This window comes from Nocardia sp. NPDC050175 (genome assembly GCF_044459885.1).
Taxonomy (GTDB): domain Bacteria; phylum Actinomycetota; class Actinomycetes; order Mycobacteriales; family Mycobacteriaceae; genus Nocardia.
Genome location: NZ_JBITJI010000001.1, coordinates 903,656 through 919,909 on the forward strand (window position 1 = coordinate 903,656; position 16,254 = coordinate 919,909).

Annotated in this window: 9 protein-coding genes; 5 read left to right on the forward strand and 4 right to left on the reverse strand. The window is 66.8% G+C overall.

From position 1 onward, the window contains the following. The first annotated feature begins 58 nt into the window (after positions 1 to 58). From ACIBK2_RS04080 to ACIBK2_RS04090, 3 genes are all read left to right on the forward strand, one after another. Positions 59 to 5,509, forward strand: coding sequence for a carboxyl transferase domain-containing protein (locus ACIBK2_RS04080; protein WP_396963415.1), 5,451 nt, complete (start codon positions 59 to 61; stop codon positions 5,507 to 5,509). A 176-nt stretch (positions 5,510 to 5,685) separates the two neighbouring features. Then, positions 5,686 to 6,417, forward strand: a complete 732-nt coding sequence (locus ACIBK2_RS04085) for a DUF2071 domain-containing protein (RefSeq protein WP_396963417.1) — start codon at positions 5,686 to 5,688, stop codon at positions 6,415 to 6,417. A 312-nt stretch (positions 6,418 to 6,729) separates the two neighbouring features. Beyond that, positions 6,730 to 7,512, forward strand: a complete 783-nt coding sequence (locus ACIBK2_RS04090; protein WP_396963419.1) for an SMP-30/gluconolactonase/LRE family protein — start codon at positions 6,730 to 6,732, stop codon at positions 7,510 to 7,512. Here ACIBK2_RS04090 and ACIBK2_RS04095 read toward each other — a convergent pair whose 3' ends face one another. Continuing rightward, entirely contained in the window at positions 7,513 to 8,004 is a 492-nt protein-coding gene (locus tag ACIBK2_RS04095) for a hypothetical protein (RefSeq protein WP_396963421.1), read from the reverse strand. 204 nt (positions 8,005 to 8,208) lie between these two features. Here ACIBK2_RS04095 and ACIBK2_RS04100 point away from each other — a divergent pair, with 204 nt between their 5' ends. Together ACIBK2_RS04100 and ACIBK2_RS04105 are read left to right on the forward strand one after the other, a co-directional pair. After that, positions 8,209 to 9,168 (forward strand): alpha/beta hydrolase family protein, encoded by a 960-nt coding sequence (locus ACIBK2_RS04100; RefSeq protein ID WP_396963423.1) that lies wholly within the window; start codon positions 8,209 to 8,211, stop codon positions 9,166 to 9,168. An 87-nt stretch (positions 9,169 to 9,255) separates the two neighbouring features. Continuing rightward, positions 9,256 to 9,921, forward strand: a complete 666-nt coding sequence (locus tag ACIBK2_RS04105) for a hypothetical protein (protein WP_396963425.1) — start codon at positions 9,256 to 9,258, stop codon at positions 9,919 to 9,921. A 164-nt stretch (positions 9,922 to 10,085) separates the two neighbouring features. Here ACIBK2_RS04105 and ACIBK2_RS04110 read toward each other — a convergent pair whose 3' ends face one another. The 3 genes from ACIBK2_RS04110 to ACIBK2_RS04120 form a co-directional block, all read right to left on the reverse strand. After that, positions 10,086 to 11,756, reverse strand: a complete 1,671-nt coding sequence (locus ACIBK2_RS04110; protein ID WP_396963426.1) for a bifunctional 3'-5' exonuclease/DNA polymerase — start codon at positions 11,754 to 11,756, stop codon at positions 10,086 to 10,088. Positions 11,757 to 11,828: 72 nt separating this feature from the next. Beyond that, complete coding sequence (locus ACIBK2_RS04115; RefSeq protein ID WP_396963427.1) at positions 11,829 to 13,865, reverse strand: CocE/NonD family hydrolase; 2,037 nt, start codon at positions 13,863 to 13,865, stop codon at positions 11,829 to 11,831. Positions 13,866 to 14,033: 168 nt separating this feature from the next. After that, positions 14,034 to 16,151, reverse strand: a complete 2,118-nt coding sequence (locus ACIBK2_RS04120) for a HelD family protein (protein ID WP_396964036.1) — start codon at positions 16,149 to 16,151, stop codon at positions 14,034 to 14,036. Positions 16,152 to 16,254 lie beyond the last annotated feature (103 nt).

The following is a 16,254-nucleotide window of genomic DNA, read 5'->3' on the forward strand; positions in this document are numbered from 1 at the left end:
GTGAGTTGTAACCTTCGCCCGTTGCTCGGGCCAGCTCTGGAGAGGAAGGAGTCGGCGAGTGTTCAGCCGCATCGCCATCGTGAACCGGGGAGAGGCCGCAATGCGCCTCATCCACGCCGTCCGAGATTTGGCCGCGGCAACCGCGCGTCCGATCGAAACCGTCGCTCTGTACACCGACGTCGACCGGAACGCGACGTTCGTACGCGAGGCCGATATCGCCTATGACCTCGGGCCCGCCGCCGCGCGGCCGTACCTCGATCTGAAGGCGCTGGAGCAGGCGCTGGTCGCGACCGGCGCCGACGCGGCCTGGGTCGGCTGGGGTTTCGTCGCGGAAGACCCGGCGTTCGCGGAACTGTGTGAACAGATCGGCGTCGCCTTCATCGGCCCGAGCCCGGATGCCATGCGCAAGCTCGGCGACAAGATCGGCGCCAAGCTGATCGCCGAGGAAGTCGGCGTGCCGGTCGCGCCGTGGAGCCGCGGCGCGGTGGAGACCGTGGAAGCCGCCATGACCGCCGCGGCCGAGATCGGCTACCCGCTGATGCTCAAGGCGACCGCCGGTGGTGGCGGGCGCGGTATCCGCGTGGTCACCAACGACGAAGACCTCGTCGACGCGTACGAGCGCACCCGGCAAGAGGCCGCACGCGCGTTCGGCAGCGGCGTGGTGTTCCTGGAACGACTGGTCACCGGCGCCCGGCACGTCGAGGTCCAGGTGATCGCGGACGGCCAGGGCACCGCATGGGCGCTCGGCGTGCGCGACTGCTCGGTGCAGCGGCGCAACCAGAAGGTCATCGAGGAGTCGGCGTCACCGGTGCTGAGCGCCGAGCAGGCGGCCGAGCTCAAGGCCTCGGCCGAGCGGCTGGCCATCGCGGTCGATTACCGCGGCGCGGCGACCGTCGAGTTCCTCTACCACCCCGGCGACCAGCTGTTCGCGTTCCTCGAGGTGAACACCCGCCTGCAGGTCGAGCACCCGATCACCGAGTACACCACCGGTTTCGACCTCGTCCGGGCGCAGCTGCACGTGGCTTCCGGTGGCCGGCTCGAGGGCGATATGCCCGTCGAGCGCGGACATGCCATCGAGGCCCGCCTCAACGCCGAAGACCCGGACCGCGACTTCGCACCCGCCCCCGGCCGCATCGCGCGGCTGAATCTGCCTGCGGGCCCTGGCATCCGGGTCGACACCGGTGTCAGCGAGGGCGACACCATCCCCGCCGACTTCGACTCGATGATCGCCAAGATCATCGCCTACGGCAGCGACCGCGAGCAGGCGCTCGGCCGACTGCGCCGGGCCGTCGCGCAGACCAGGGTGATCATCGAGGGCGGCGCGACCAACAAGAGCTTCGTGCTCGACCTGCTCAACCAGCCCGAGGTGATCGACGGCAGCGCCGACACCGGCTGGATCGACCGCGTTCGCGGCGAAGGCAGGCTCGTCTCGCATCGGCACTCCGCCATCGCGCTGGCCGCGGCCGCCATCGACGCCTATGAAGAGGACGAGCGGGCCGAACAGCATCGGCTGCTGTCCACCGCTTCCGGCGGGCGACCGCAGGTGCAGCACGAGAGCGGTCGGCCGCTCGATCTCAAGCTGCGCGGCGCGAGCTACCGCGTGCGCGTCGCGCGGATCGGTGCGCACCGGTTCCGCATCGGCATCGAGGCGAGCGGCGACATCCGCACCGCCGACGTCGATCTGGAGCGTTTCGACCGGCACACCGGGCAGATCCTGGTCAACGGCACCCGCTACCGCCTGACCACCGGCACCCACGGACCGGTCCACCTCGTCGACGTCGACGGCGTGACCCATCGGATCAGCCGCGACGAGGGTGGCGTTGTCCGCTCCCCCGCGCCCGCGCTGGTTGTCGCGACGCCGCTCGAGGTCGGTGCCGAGGTCGAGGCAGGCGCGCCGGTACTCGTGCTGGAGAGCATGAAGATGGAAACGGTGCTGCGCGCGCCGTTCAAGGCCCGGGTCAAGGAATGTGCCGTATCCGTCGGCACCCAGGTGGAGACCGGTGCACCGCTGCTGTGGCTCGAGCCGCTCGGCGATGCGGACGAAGCCGAGGCCGAAGCCGTTGGGACCGTTGAGCTGGACCTGCCTGTCGGTCCCGCGCAGGTGCAACCGCACGAACGCACCACCCGCGGCCAGGAAGACCTGCGCAGCCTGCTGCTCGGTTACGACGTCGACCCGCACGACGACAGTCGCGTGCTCAGCGACTACCTCACCGCGCGCCGGGCCGCCCTCGCGGACGGTCGCAGGCCGCTCGCCGAGGAACTCGAACTCATGCAGGTGTTCGCCGACCTCGCCGAGCTGAGCCAGAACCGCTCGTCGGACGAGGACGGCAGCCAGAGCCACGTGCACAGCGCGCGTGAGTACTTCCACACCTATCTGCAGAGCCTCGACGTCGAGCGGGCCGGGCTGCCGGAGTCGTTCCAGGCCAAGCTCGCCAACGCGCTCGGGCACTACGGCGTCACCGAGCTGGAACGTTCGCCCGAGCTCGAAGCGGCGGTGTTCCGCATCTTCCTCGCGCAGCAGCGTCCGTCAGACACGGTCACCGTGATCACCACGCTGCTGCGTGAGTGGCTGCAGGAGCCGATGCCGGATCGTGCGTTGCGCGAGCCGGTCGGCCTGGCGTTGGAGCGGCTGGTGGCGGCGACGCAGATTCGCGTTCCCGTGATCGCCGACCTCGCGCGCGGCCTGGTGTACGCCTGGTATGGCCAGCCGTTGCTGCGGCGCAACCGCGCCAGGGTGTACACCAACATCCGTAAGCACCTGCGCCACTTGGACGCTCAGCCGGAGTCGGCCGATCGCGCCGAGCGCATTTCCGACATGGTGCGCAGCACCGAGCCGCTGGTGCGGCTGCTCGGTCAGCGGCTGGTGCGCGGCAACCAGGACAACACGGTGATGCTGGAGGTGCTGACCCGTCGGTACTACGGCAACAAGGGTCTCGCCGGTGTGCGGACCCACGAGGTCGGCGGCTGCACCTTCGTGATCGCCGAGCGACGCGGTCTGAGCCTGGTGTCCGCGGCGGTGCGCTTCGACGCGCTCGACACCGCGTTGCGCGGGCTCAAGGAACTCGCCAGCGGTGCCGCGTCCATCGACGCCGACATCTACCTCAGCTGGGAGAAGCAGCCTGCGGACTTCGACGCGATGGCGGCGGAGTTGCACGAGGTCCTCGGCGCCTACACGTTGCCGAGCCAGGTGCACCGGATCACCGTCGCGGTCGCCGGTAGCGGCGGCGCGGTGATGCACCACCACTTCACCTTCCGTCCGTCGGCCACCGGCATGGCCGAGGAACGACTCATCCGCGGCCTGCACCCGTACATCGCCCAGCGGATGCAGATGCAGCGGCTGCGCAAGTTCGACCTCACCCGGCTGCCGTCCTCCGACGACGAAGAGGTGTACCTGTTCCGCTGCGTCGCCAAGGAGAACCCGGCGGACGAGCGGCTCATCGCGTTCGCGCAGGTACGCGACCTGGCCGCGCTGCGTGAGCAGGACGGCAGACTGCTCGCGCTGCCGACCGCCGAGATCGCCATCGCGACCTGCCTCGACTCGATCCGCCGGGCCCAGTCGCTGCGGCCGTCGGCGAATCGGTTCAACACCAACCGCATCGTGATGTACATCTGGCCGCCGATCGACGTCACCCCGGCCGAGCTGGAAACCGTTGTCCGGCATGTGCGTCCGACGACAGCGGGTGCCGGGCTGGAGGAGATCCTGCTCATCGCCCGCCAGCGCGATCCCAAGACGGGCGAGCTGACCAAGGTCGCCCTGCGGATCGGCTTCGACGCCACCGAGGTGACCGTCGGCGAGCGCTCCGACGAGGTGGTCGAGCCGCTCGACGAGTACCGGCAGAAGGTGCTGCGCGCAAGCAGCCGTGGCACCGTGTACCCCTACGAGTTGACCGGTCAGCTCGGCGAATTCGCCGAATACGACCTCGACGCCAACCACGCGCTGGTGCCGGTCGACCGGCCCAAGGGACGCAACACCGCGGCGATCGTGGCGGGTGTGGTCAGCACGCCGACCGCACAGTATCCCGAGGGTGTCACCCGGGTGATCCTGCTCGGCGATCCGACGAAATCGCTTGGCGCGCTGTCGGAACCGGAATGCCGCCGGATCATCGCGGCATTGGATCTCGCCGAACAGATGCGGGTACCGCTGGAGTGGTACGCGCTGTCCTCCGGCGCTCGGATCTCCATGGAGTCCGGCACCGAGAACATGGACTGGGTGGCGGCCGCGCTCAAGCGGATCGTCGAATTCACCCAGGACGGCAGCGAAATCAACATCGTGGTCGCGGGCATCAACGTCGGCGCGCAGCCGTACTGGAACGCCGAAGCGACGATGCTCATGCACACCAAGGGCATCCTGGTGATGACGCCGGACTCCGCGATGGTGCTCACCGGCAAGCAGGCGCTCGACTTCTCCGGTGGTGTCTCGGCCGAGGACAACTTCGGTATCGGCGGCTACGACCGGGTGATGGGTCCGAACGGCCAGGCGCAGTACTGGGCGCCGGATCTGGCCGCGGCGCGCGACGTGCTGATGTCGCACTACGACCACACCTACATCGCACCCGGCGAGCAGGGGCCGCGCCGGTCGCAGTCGAGCGATCCCATCGATCGCGACGTCTCCGACTTCCCGCATGCGTTGGCGGACAGCGACTTCCGGACCGTCGGCGAGATCTTCTCGGCCGCCGCGAACCCGGATCGCAAGAAGCCCTTCGACATTCGGTCCGTCATGCGGGCCGTCTCCGACCAGGACCACCCGGTGCTGGAGCGCTGGGCCGGCATGGCCGACGCCGAGACGGCCGTGGTGCAGGACGCGCACCTCGGCGGTATCCCGGTGTGCCTGCTCGGTATCGAGTCGCGGGGCGTGCCGCGGCGCGGGTTCCCGTCCACCGACGGGCCGGACACCTACACGGCGGGCACGCTGTTCCCGCAGTCGTCGAAGAAGGCCGCGCGAGCGATCAACGGGGCCAGCGGCAATCGTCCGCTGGTCGTGCTCGCCAACCTGTCCGGCTTCGACGGTTCGCCGGAATCGATGAAGAAGCTGCAGCTGGAGTACGGCGCCGAGATCGGCCGCGCGATCGTGAACTTCCAAGGGCCCATTGTGTTCTGCGTGATCTCGCGGTACCACGGTGGCGCGTTCGTGGTGTTCTCGAAGCAGCTGAACCCGAATATGACCGTGCTGGCACTGGAGGGTTCGTTCGCCTCGGTGCTCGGTGGCGCGCCGGCCGCCGCGGTGGTGTTCGCGGGTGACGTCAACCGGCGTACCGCGGCCGATGCGCGGGTGCGGGACCTGGCGGCGCGGGCCGCGAACGCGTCCGGCACCGACCGGGCGACGCTGACCGCCGAGCTCGACGAGACTCGGTCGTCGGTGCGCACGGAGAAGCTCAGTGAGGTCGCCGCGGAATTCGACAAGGTGCACAACATCCACCGTGCGGTCGAGGTCGGTTCGGTCGACGCGGTGATCAGCGCCGCCGAGCTCCGGCCGCGGATCATCGAGGCGATCGAGTCGCGACTGCCCTGATGATCGTTTGAGTTCGTCGGCAACGGCGGGTTCGGCCTTCGGGCCGGGCCCGCCGTTGTCGTCTGCGACGAAGCTCTCGGTGCGTCGCAGGGCGATGCGGATTACGGTCGAATTGAGCGGGAGTCGGTATCCGCCGCGACCGTGGCGAAGCCGCCTCCCGAGGGAGGATTCGCGACATGATGCCGCAAATTTCGAGCGTTATCGAGAGACGGCTCTTGGTCAATTACCGCGTCGAACCCGAGGTTGCGGCAGGCCTGCTACCTGCACCGCTGCGACCACAGTTGGTCGGCGACTGGGCGGTTGCGGGGATCTGCCTGGTTCGGCTCGGTCAGGTCCGTCCGGTCGGGCTGCCCGGCTCGATCGGCGTGCGCAGCGAGAACGCGGCGCATCGGATCGCCGTCGAATGGGACGGTCCGGATGGGGTCGAGAGTGGTGTCTATATTCCGCAGCGAGACAGCGGATCATCGCTGAATGTGCTGCTCGGCGGGCGTCTGTTCCCCGGTGTGCACAGCCTGGCCCGGTTCGACGTCAAGGAGAGTCAGCACGACCTGCACGTCGCATTCACGAGCCAGGACAACACAACCCAGGTCAGTGTGGACGTCCGCACGGTTGATGAATTCGAGGGCAGCGAACTGTTCCCCGACCTGACCACGGCCTCAGAGTTCTTCCGCCAGGGCTCCGTTGGCTTCTCCGCCAGCCGCGACGGCCACCGCCTCGACGGCCTCGAGCTGAACACAGCCAAATGGCAAGTGCACCCGGCCCATACCCACGCCGTCCGGTCCACCTACTTCGAGGACCAGACCCGATTCCCCAGCGGCAGCGCAACTCTCGACTGCACGCTGCTCATGCGCGACGTCCCGGCCACCTGGCGCGTCACCGCGCCGATGCCGATGCCTGCCATGGCCTGACCTCCCGCCCAGGCGCTCCCAGACCGATATCACCACAGAATCTGCACCCTCACTCGGGACCCGCACTGGCTTTAGGGCCCTATTTCGAGTGCCGATCCCGAGTGAGGGTGCAGATTCTGCCGTCAGCGTGGCGAGTGGGGGCCGGACACCGGTTGTGTGGGCCGGACACCCTGTGTACTGGGTGCGGCTTATGCAGAGGGTGTGGGGTTTCGACGCGTGTGCCGTGGGAGAGTGTGCTACCGGTGGAGCAGGCTCATCTTCGGGTTGGCGTGGGCTTGTCTTCCTTGGCAACGTGGACCGATCGGAGACGATATGCCGACATCGCTGTATACAACGACTGGGCTGCTCGAGGCGCCGCTGGTAGGGGCCGACGGTAGCGTCCTGTTCGTCGATGTCACCGGCGGCGGGGTCTATCGCTATCGCGAACAGGGTACGGAGACCGTGCTCGCGGCGCGGCGGGGAATCGGTGGGCTGGTGTGGCATGCCGATGGCGGCGTGGTGATGACCGGGCGCGACGTGTGCTACCTCGGTACCGACTCGGTGACGCGGCAGATCCTTACCTTGGATGGCGCAACGGGTTTCAACGATCTGGCCGTCGCGGCCGACGGCGCACTGTACGTCGGAGTTCTGCGGCACCAGCCACAGCGGGGCGAGCCCGCCGGGCCGAGCGAAGTCGTCAGGATCGGTCCGACGGGCGATGTCTCGATCGCCGCCGACAACATCCGCTGGCCCAACGGACTCGGCTTCACACCGGACGGGCAAGCCCTCTATGTCTGCGAATATGCCGAGAGCCGAATCCTGTTGATAGACAACGGTGAAACGCACGTCTTCGCGACAGCACCGGTCGGCGAATGCGATGGCCTCGCCGTCGATGTCGAAGGAGGCGTCTGGGTCGCGCTCGGCAGCGGAAGTGCCGTAGCAAGATTCACTCCGGACGGGCGACTCGACACGCAGATCGACCTCCCCGACGGGTTCGTCTCCTCAGCCGCGTTCGACGGAGGCAACCTGCTGATCACCACCGCGGGCCGCTTGCTGAGCCACCCGGTCGGCATCACCGGCACCCCCATGCCCGCAACCCTCATCCCGCTCCCCTGACTACTCAGGCGCGATACGGAAGTAGGAGAGGTTGAAGTCGTGTTCCCACGCGGTGCCGTCGGCGGATTTCTCCCACGCGCCGGTGATCTGATTACCGTCGGCGCTGAAGGTGCCGGAATACCGTTGGGAGAAGCCGGGTTCCATGCGCCACATGCGTAACGTGCTCTGGTCCAGGCTCATCTGGTAGGTGCGGCTCACGCCACGGGAATCGTAGTAGTGCCGGACGAATTCGCCGTCCCGGCCGGGCTCGATGATGACGATCGAATCCGGCGCCATGGGATTGTCGACGGTCGACCGCTCCACAAGGACCCGTTTGGTTTTCATCCATTCGAAGGTCGTCCTGCCGCTCCGATCGGTGAGAGCCGGGGCCCCGGGCCCGAAGAAGCCCGCCTCGAAGAAAGCTTCCGCCTCCCATCGCCCCACAAGCGGTTCGAGGCGTTCGAGCGCGGCATCCCGGTCGTCGGGGATGTCCGAGGGGTGTGCGTCGGTCATCGATTCCTCCTGGTAGTCCTCACCAATGTGGACGTCGCGAACGTCCCGAAATCATCGCCTGGTCACGCCTTACTGCCCGCCAGCACCGGCGTTGACAAATCGGAACACTGCTCCGTATATTATTTGGAACAGCGCTCCGCTTCGTTATAGCCACAGCGGACGCTTGTGAATGCCTCGGTCGAGGCCCTCGAAGGGAACCGCATCATGAGTGAATCCACTTACCCCGCCGACACTTTCGGCTCCGCCACCCCGGTTCTGTCGGTCAGTCCGGTCGTGCTGCCGACTCCCGGTCGCGCCGTTGACCTGCAGATGCGCGTCTCGGCGCCGGTGACCGGCAGCGACTTGCCGATCATCCTGCTCTCGCACGGTCAGGGCCACTCGAACCACCTGTCCTCACTTAACGGCTACGCGCCCCTCGTCAACTTCTGGGCGGCGCACGGTTTCGTCGTGATCCAGCCGACCCATCTCAGCTCCACGACGCTGAAGCTGGACCCCAATACCCCTGGGGCGCCGCTGTATTGGCGATCGCGCGCCGAGGACATGCACAACATCCTCGATCAGCTCGATGCGCTCGAGGATGCCGTTCCGGAACTCCGCGGACGTCTGGACCGCACCAAGGTGGCCGTGGCCGGGCACTCGATGGGCGGGCACACCGCGAGCCTGCTGCTCGGCGCGCGGCTCATCGATCCGGCGGACGGAACCGAAGTTGACCTGACCGAGCCGCGGATCACGGCGGGCGTACTGCTTGCCGCGCCCGGCCGAGGCGGCGATGCCGTTACCGAGGCCGTGGCCAAGAACTACCCCTTCCTCGCGGCCACCGACTTCTCCGAGATGACGACGCCGACTCTGGTGGTCGCCGGCGAGAAGGACGCCTCGGCGCACCTGACCGTTGCGGGCCCGGACTGGCACGCCGATCCGTACTTCCTCGCCCCCGGCCCCAAGTCCCTACTCACTCTGTTCGACGCGGAGCACGGGCTCGGCGGGATCTCGGGATACGACGTCGCCGAGACCACCGACGAGAATCCCGAGCGAGTGGCTGCGGTCCAACGACTCACCTCGGCCTACCTCCGCGCCGAGTTCTACCCGGGCGATACCGCGTGGCAGGCGGCGTGTGACGCGCTGACCGGCGGCCCGGACCCGCTCGGCCGGGTCGAATCGAAGTAAGCCGAACAAGCATCCTCCGTATCGGGCGAAACACGGTGCGATGCATGCTGATCCGATTATGTCGGTAGGTGGCGCTAACCTGCTGACATGGTCGGAACAGACTCGGCACTGCGCCGACTAATGCGCGAGACCGGCAAGCTGCTGCAGCCGTATGGCTTCGACGGCTCGGAGGACACCTGGGTGCGCGTCCTGCCCGATGGTGTGGCGTCCGTCGGGCGCACCCGGACGCTGCGCACCTGGACCGACGGGCAGCAGGTGCTCAGATTCGGCCTGTGTCTGAGCGCGACACCGACCGCCTGGTGGGAGTTCCACAACTGGCGCAATGCGCGGCTCGGTCGCCCGCCTGTGCCGATCGAGCAGGCGAGCGGACCGGGCCTGATCAACGATCAGGGCATGCCGGAGAACCTGACCGAATTGTGGTCGCTGGGAGTCGATCCGTCCCAACCGGGACGACACGCGCTACAGGCCGATATCGACACCATCCGCGCCGAGCTACCCAAACGCGTGCACGCCTACGCGCGCCGCGCGCTTCGACTGCTGGAACCCGACCGATACCTCGACGAACTACTGACCGACCCGAACCCGCAGTACGCAACCTGGGAGGCGATCGTCGTCCTGCTCGCCGACCGCGGACCAGGACCGGAACTGGACGAGGCGGTCAGCCGGCTACTTACATGTCTCCCGGATCAGGACGCGCCGATCGACGCGGAGCACCTCGTCGCCTACGCACAGGGCCGCGCAGCTCTGGTCTGAGATAGTCGACCCGAACTACACGTCGACAGCACCGCACGCGCGATGGTCGGCATCATCTTCATGCGAATCCTCCAGGCCGCCACCGGAAATCGCGAAGCGGAGGGGATCGATACCTATATCACCTCCGCCACGGCGTTGATCACTATGGGCGTCCAGGCCTAGTTCTATTTGGCGTCGAAGTAGCACTCCACCACGGCGGTCGTGAACGGGAACCGGACCGGGATGGGACCAAAGGTGATGCGGCCCGCGGCGTCTGCCGCGGTGGTGATCATTTCGGCGACGGTCGCGGCCTCCTCGGCGGGGCAGTGCACGATCACCTCGTCGTGTTGGAAGAAGACCAGTTCCGCGCGGAGGCCGGCTTGGCTCATCGCGTGGCGTAGGCCCGCCAGCACCAGTAGGGCCCAGTCGGCGGCGCTGCCCTGGACCACGAAGTTGCGGGTGAAGCGGCCTCGGGCGCGGGCTGCGGCGGAGCTGCCGTAGCCGTTGACCTGCTCCTGCGATAGCTCCGCCTGCTCGGGCGAGGTGACCGAGGCCGGTGGGCAGGTGCGGCCCAGCCAGGTGCGCACCAGGCGACCTTGCTCGCCGGCGCGCGCCGCTTCGTCGACATAGGCCATCGCGATGGGATAGCGGCGGCGGAGTTCGGCCATGTGGGTGAGGGCATCGCCGGAGGTTTGGCCGTAAATAGCGCCTAGCAGTGCGATTTTGGCTTGGGCGCGGTCGCCGCCGAAGGCACGGGCGGCCAGATCCGCGTAGAGGTCTTCGCCGCGACCGGCGACCTCCATCAGTCCTGGATCGCGGGAGATCGCGGCCAGTATTCGCGGCTCCATCTGGGCGGCGTCGGCGACCACCAGGGACCAGCCAGGGTCCGCGCGGATCGCTTGCCGGATCACCTTCGGAATCTGCAGGGCGCCACCGCCGTTGGTGGTCCAGCGGCCGGAAACTGTTCCGCCGGGCAGGTATTCGGGACGGAAACGGCCGTCGTGCACCCATTGTTCGAGCCAGGCCCAGCCGTTGGCGGTATGCAGGCGGTAGAGCGATTTGTATTCCAGCAGGGGCGCGACCGCAGGGTGATCGATCTGCTGGAGTTCCCATTTCCTGGTGGAGGACAACAAGATTCCGGCGCGGGCGAACGCCTTGATGATGTCGTTGGGCAGGTCCGGTCGGACGCGCACGCCACCGAAGGCACGCGATACCTGGTCGGCCAATTCCGCCATCTTGCGCGGCTCCAAGCCGCTCGGGAAGCGTTCGCCGAGCAGCTTGTCCAGCAACTCGCGGTGCACGTCCGCGCGCCAAGGGATTCCGGCTCGGGACATCTCCGTGGCCACCAGCATGCCCGCCGATTCGGCGGCGACGAGCAGCCGCATTCGGTCCGGATGTTCAGCCTTCGCGGTACGGGCAATCTGTCCCGCGTAAACCGCCAGCAGGGCGGTGAATTCGTCCGTGCCGGGTGGCAGTGGCACCGGGCCCGACTCGAACAGCGACGGCTGAGTCTCCGCGGCCCGCGCGGGCGCGTCCGCCGGGACAGGCAGGTTGTGCAGTCGCGCCCAGGCCGCCGCCAGCGAACGAGCCTGTCCGGACTGACCCTCCTCGTGCCCGATCAGCAGTGCCTCCGCAGCCTGCACGTCATAGCAGCGCTCGACCCGCACCCCGGCCGCCAGCAGCGAGCGGTAGACCTCCGCCGTGGATCGCCACACCCACCGCTCGACCTCCGGACGCGACCGCACCGCCTCGGCGAGCGAGGACTCGCGGACCACCGGACCCGCCGGTCGACCGTCCTGGTCAAGCGGACACAAACGAGCACCCCCACCGTCCGTCTCGGCCACCGCCCATCTCATGCCCCGGAGTCTTGCACCGAGCACCGACATCCTCGCCGATGGCCGACCACTGCGCGAGAGTCGCGCTGCGGATCACCAGGCTGGTCGGCCGCCGACCGGCACGTTGGCGAAGCTCGGTTCGCTCGGGTCGAGTTGTAGGTGCTGCGGTTTCAGCTGGCTGTCGACCAGCATGGGCATCAATGGCAGTCCCTTCGGGAGGTTGCCCGCGAAGACGTCCACCCGTAGCCGGTGGCCTGGCTGCAGCACGGCATCGGTCGGCGTGAGGCCGATGTCCAGGGTCGTGGGCACGCCGGGGAGGATCGGTTGGCGGCTGCCGAGGGTCAGCTGTAGATAGGGCGTGGTCAGGTCGCCGTTCAGGGAGCGCACGCTTCGCTCGGGATCGATGGCGCGCAGTGAGGCGGTGAGCTGACCGGTGGCCAGCACTGTTGAGCGGCCGTCGGGAGCGACGTCGTTGATGGTCGCGGTCCAGTAGCCGTCGACGGCGTCGAGGACGGTGTTGAGATGGACGTTGACCGGACCGGAGATCAGCGTCGGCTCGTTGACGGGTGCGCTGGTGAAGGTCAGTCCGTTGAGTTCTTGGGGCCGTGCGTCTTTCGCGCAGCCGGACAGGATCGAGGCCGCACCGGCGGTCACGACGGCGGTGTCGTTGGAGCAGATACTCGTGATGCCCGGCGCGACGGTCAACCGACCTGGCGTGGAATCGTTTGTGATGGTGAGGCTTCCGTCATGGACGCTGGTGTCGGCGGTGCCACTCGGTGCGGCGTTGAGGTACATCCGCTGGTATTCGACACCGGCGCGCGGGAACTGGTCGGTGCTGGTCCAGCCGCCGCCGATCTGCTTGCTGGTGATCGGCCCGTAGCCGTCGACACCGTTGTCGATGCCTTTGAGCCACTTGTCGAACCATGCCCGCTGCAAGACATCCAGCCGTGGCGGGAAGCCCGGTTCGCCGAAATCCGCGCCGACGTTGATGTGGTAGGCGTTGTCCATCAGCAACTGCTTCTGCCCTGGAGGCAGCTGAATCTGTTGGTAGATAAAGGGTTCGGTGTTGGTGAACACGTCGTGCCACCCGCCGACGACGAAGGTCGGCGTATGGATCCGTTCCGGGTGCGAGAGCATGCCGTCACGCAGCGGACTGTGGTCGTTGAGCAACGCGCGCACGCTGTCGGGCAGTTGGCCGACGTCGGGCACGGACAATGCGCCGAACAGCATGTCGAAGAAGGTCATTGGGCTGGACACGCGGTCCGCCAACCACTTCCAGTCGAACCGCCCCTGTACGGCGGACAGCAGGTCCGGTAGGAGCTTGCTGACGTTGACACCCACCAGCCACGCCGGCACGAAACCGATCTGCAGCGCGCCGCCTGGCGCGAGGATGTCGCGCAGCAGATCGCTACCCGGCACCACCGGAAAGATCGCTTTCAACGCGGACGGCTGCTTATCGGCGGCCTGGATCTGATTGACCGCGGAATAGGAGACCCCACTCATCCCGATATCGCCAGTAGACCAGGGCTGCTTGGCGATCCAATCGATCACCTCGACGGAGTCCTGCTGCTCGCGCGCGCCGAAGAACTCCATCACGCCCTGCGAAAACCCAGTCCCCCGCACGTCAACGACAACCTGGGTGTACCCGGACTTGATCAAGTTGCGATCAACGGTCAAGTTACGTGGCAGCCCGGTACCCCACGCCTTGGTGATGTCGGTGATCCCGTCGAAAGGCGTTCCGGTGAGATCGAAGTCGCGAAACAACTGCAAGATGGCATCACCGAGCACCGGCACCGCCAACGCCGAATCCAGCACATTCCACACCAGTTTGGTATACGGCGTGAGATTGAGAATGGTCGGCGTCGGCTCCGCCACCGCCGCCCCCGACGCATCAGCAGGCCGATAGACGTTGGCTTTCAACACCGTCCCATCACTCATCGTGACAGGCACGTCCCAGTCGATATGCACATTCGGATACCGAGACGGCTCATTGTAGGCCGCCGCCCATGCCGCACCCTCCGCCCCCGCATCCGGATCAGCCTGTGCCGCAGTAGAATACGGAGTGACAACGAGCAGTGCCGCGGATACCACTAACAGCATCCGAAGCGCGAAAAGACAGGAAGCGCGCATTCCGAAACCATATGTGTGCCACGTCACTACCGACTAGGACCGAGCCGGGCGCAGACCGCCACCGAATCGAGCGCTCCGGTCACTGCCTTGGCGCGAACAGCGCAGTATCGCTCGGATCGGCCGACGTACCGAACAGGCTCGGAACGATGTGGGGCCAGCCCGCGGATCTCAGACGCTCATCGCGGGTTCTTGGACCAGGGGTTCCGGTAGGGCGTCAGCGTGGATGATGCGGAGGTTGCTGACCGCTCGGGTGAGGGCGACGTAAAGCCGTTGCAGGCCTCGTTCTTCCGACTCGGCGATGCGGGCGGGCTCGACAACCAGGACCGTGTCGAACTCTAAGCCTTTGGCGAGGGTGACTGGGATCAGGGTCAGGCGGGCGGAGTCGGTGTTCGGTTCGTTGGTGCCGAGGACGGTGTGCTGTAATCCGTTGGCGAAGAGGACCTTCTGCAGTTCTGGGATGTCGAGGTCGGCGGCGATGAGGCCAACGGATCCTTCGTTGATCAGTGCGGTGGCGCATGCTGCGAGGATTGTGTCGGTCATGTCTTGCGGTGCGACCCTGGTGATTTGGAGGGCGTCGGCGGACTGGCGGTATGACGCTGGGCCGCGTAGTTCGGGCGCGATGTGTGGGAGTAGGCGGGCGGCGTAGTCGATGACCTGGGCGGGGACTCGGTAGCCGCGGGTCAGCTCTTCGATGTGACCGTCCGGTTTCGCGAGGTGGGTGAGGACGGTGGTCCAGTCTTTGGCGGCCGAGGGGCTGGTGGCTTGGGCCAGATCACCGAGGACAGTGCAGGCGCCTGCGACGCGGCGGCCGATTGCTCGGATTTGCATGGGGCTGAGGTCTTGGGCTTCGTCTACGACGATGTGGCCGAGTTTCGCAGGGCGTTGGATCATGGCCGAGGCCTCGTCGATCAGTGCCAGGTCGGGGCCGGTCCAGGTCATGGATTTCAGGCTGCGTGGGCGCGGAGTGCGCAGGATGGCGTGCTGCTCGTCGGTGGCGAGGATGCCGCCGGCTGCGGCGGCGAGTTGGTCGGCGTCGGTGAGGAGTTCGAAAACCATTCGGGTGGAATCGGTTTCGGGCCACATCTGCTGGACGGCACGGACTATTGCCTTGTTGCGACAGAGCTGAGCAAGTGTGCTCGTGCTGCTCGGATGCCCAGCCCGTTCCATCTGACGCAGGACAAGCAGGGCCAGACGCTGGGCGAGCAGTGCGATGCCGCTGCTGTAGTCGGTGCCGCGGTTGCGGACCTCGTCGAGTTCCTCGGCGATCTCATCGGAATACAGGTGCCAGGTGCGTTGTAGGTACTTGACCTGCACTGACTCGTCGAGCGGCCGGATGCGTGACCACAGGTGGCGCCGAATGACTTCGGCCATCCGGGCGTCGCCTTTGATGCGCTCGGTGTGCGGATCGTCGTCTCGCGTGACGGTGAGGCCCGAGTTGGTGAGCTCTTCGATGGTGGTTTGTAAGACCTCGACTTCGCCGAGGGCGGGCAGGACGTTGCGGACATACGCGAGGAAAGCCTGGTTGGGGCCGATGACGGCGACTCCACCCTCCCGCTGCAACCGTTCCCGCTCGGTGAACAGCAGATACGCCAGCCGGTGCAGGCCGACGGCGGTTTTTCCGGTGCCGGGCGCGCCCTGAATACACAGCGTGCGTTCCAGCGGAGAGCGCACCAGACTCATCTGTTCGGGTTGGATCGTCGCCACGATGTCGCGCATCGGCCCCTTGCGTGGCCGTTCGATGTCCGCGGCCAGCAGATCACTTCCGTCGGACTGCGCGAACCGCGGGTCCAGCGATTCGTCTTCGAAGGCGGTCAATTCGCCATGGTGGTCGAAGCCGAACCGGCGACGCACCCGAACCTTCATCGAGTCTCGCGGACTGGCTTCGTAGAAGGCGCGCGAGAGCGGGGCACGCCAGTCGATGACCATGAGCTCGCCCGCCTCGTCGCTCACGCCGCGGCGGCCGATATAGACTCGATCACTGTCCGACGCCGCTGAAGGTGAACCGACACTTCGGATTTCGTCGTAGACGTCACCTTGCGGGAAGTCCAGACGTCCGAAGAACAACGGCACATCCTCGAGATCGGACAGCTCCTTGATCTGCTTCTTGTGGAACTGCCGCGCGGCGAAGTTCTGCATCTTGTCGAAGACGTCGCCCGTACCCCTACCGGTGGCGAGCGCGGTGACGGCCTCTTCGCGCATACGGGCAAGCGCCGCGCGGCAAGTACTCAGATAGTCGCGTTCGACGCGAATCTCGGGCTCGACCTGGTTGTACTCGGCATTGTGCATGGTCACGGCAACTCCCCCACCTTGAAGCGCAAATAATTTAACTCGGTCAAGTATATGACCAAGGCAATTTGTATACCAAATTAATTTTGACTACCCTGGATCC

Bases quoted from the DNA above. Each gene is read 5' to 3' on its own strand.
- ACIBK2_RS04095 (WP_396963421.1), bottom strand. From the start codon at position 8,004: ATGACCGACGCACACCCCTCGGACATCCCCGACGACCGGGATGCCGCG.
- ACIBK2_RS04100 (WP_396963423.1), top strand. From the start codon at position 8,209: ATGAGTGAATCCACTTACCCCGCCGACACTTTCGGCTCCGCCACCCCG.
- ACIBK2_RS04085 (WP_396963417.1), top strand. From the start codon at position 5,686: ATGATGCCGCAAATTTCGAGCGTTATCGAGAGACGGCTCTTGGTCAAT.
- ACIBK2_RS04105 (WP_396963425.1), top strand. From the start codon at position 9,256: ATGGTCGGAACAGACTCGGCACTGCGCCGACTAATGCGCGAGACCGGC.
- ACIBK2_RS04110 (WP_396963426.1), bottom strand. From the start codon at position 11,756: ATGAGATGGGCGGTGGCCGAGACGGACGGTGGGGGTGCTCGTTTGTGT.
- ACIBK2_RS04090 (WP_396963419.1), top strand. From the start codon at position 6,730: ATGCCGACATCGCTGTATACAACGACTGGGCTGCTCGAGGCGCCGCTG.
- ACIBK2_RS04120 (WP_396964036.1), bottom strand. From the start codon at position 16,151: ATGCACAATGCCGAGTACAACCAGGTCGAGCCCGAGATTCGCGTCGAA.
- ACIBK2_RS04115 (WP_396963427.1), bottom strand. From the start codon at position 13,865: ATGCGCGCTTCCTGTCTTTTCGCGCTTCGGATGCTGTTAGTGGTATCC.